General features: G+C 65.4%; 2 protein-coding genes. Both read left to right on the top strand.

The window, feature by feature from the left end; all coding sequences use genetic code 11:
• The coding region (locus tag J7E68_RS19110; RefSeq protein ID WP_215175120.1) for an N-acetyltransferase at nucleotides 1-443 on the top strand (443 nt) is incomplete at its 5' end.
• A 477-nt stretch (nucleotides 444-920) separates the two neighbouring features.
• Nucleotides 921-1,288: hypothetical protein (locus J7E68_RS19105; RefSeq protein WP_215175119.1), on the top strand; the 368-nt coding region annotated here is incomplete at its 3' end.

Genomic DNA, 1,288 nt, shown 5'->3' with positions numbered 1-1,288 from the left:
CCGTGCATCCCGACCGCCTCGACAGCCACGTCAGCGTCATGCTCGACGGTGACACCGTGCGCGGAGCTGCCTACGCCGCGCACGCCGGCGGTGTCGGCGATGTGCTCCTTAGCCAGCATGGAGTGGAGGGGCTCGCGGTCACCGCTCAGATCCAGTCAATTGATGCCATCGCCGTTGACCCGAAGTACCGAGGACGGGGCTACGGGACTACGCTGTTGAACTCGCTCGCCGCTCACGCGTACCGCGACTTCAGTGCCCGCTACTTCGTCACGCGCATCGACGCTGAGAAAACGCGAGCACTCTCGTGGTTCGAGGACAGAGGCTTCGAGATCTGCAAGCCCGGGACGTCGTTCACCGTCGGAGGTGTGCCGATGATGCCCGCCGCGGGCTACCGGGATGCCTGGGCACCCCTGTCAGACTTGCCTGCGTTCGTCCGTAAGTGAGAACCGTCAGGCGTATCGCGTCGACAACCGCGGCGCTCCATGCCACCGCCTTGCCTGCTCCCAGCTGGTCACAGAGATGAACCAGCCATCATCGTCGTGCATGAGGAAGCGGCGATGACCCACGCTCCGGAATGACCCGGGTACCGGAACGACGATGGCCCGAGTGGGACCAACGATCTTCGTGATCCGCGACCCGAGCCGTCGCACGACGAGAGTCTTCGGCGTCGCCCGCACCACTTGATAGAAGTCGATGTTGCCCTGATCTCGCCCCCACGCGGCAACGAGGATGTCGTCCTGCGCGAAAGAGTGTGTGTCGGCCGAGTACATAGTTGTTCCTGGAAGATCGGTGAGAGCGGCCTCGAGGCAACTCGCATGCCCCATGCGCGGTGCCTCTCAGCGCTCGGTCGACGCAGCCGCGCCCAGCGCCATTGTCTTCGTACTCGTGCCCCTCGTGGACTGCGGCGCTATCGTGAGGCCATGGACGAGACCACCGCTACGCTCATCGCGGCCATCATCGCTGCGAGCGTGGCAGGACTCGGCCTCGCCTGGTCGGTGGTGAGCTTCTTCATCACACGGCACGCGCAGCAAGCTGACGCTGCACGACAAGAATGGGCACGCCGCTACGAGCAAGCGCTCGCCCAGGCGCTCAGCACCGACGCGCGGGAGTCCGCCGCAGGCCTCGTCCTCATCGAGAAGCTGTCTAGGGCGAAGTGGGCCACGGATGAGGACCGCGCTACTGCTGCGAGCGTCCTCTCCTCGCTTTCGCCCTCACCGGATGAGGAGGCGGCGCACATCCGGGCCGCCGTCCTCAACGACATCACTGACCCAAGCGTCGCCGAGCAACT

The sequence above is a fragment of the Microbacterium sp. ISL-103 genome (assembly GCF_018613995.1).
In the GTDB taxonomy this organism is placed as follows: Bacteria; Actinomycetota; Actinomycetes; order Actinomycetales; family Microbacteriaceae; genus Microbacterium.
Note: the sequence above shows the minus strand (reverse complement) of the source record. Positions and strands in the feature narration are given on the sequence as shown.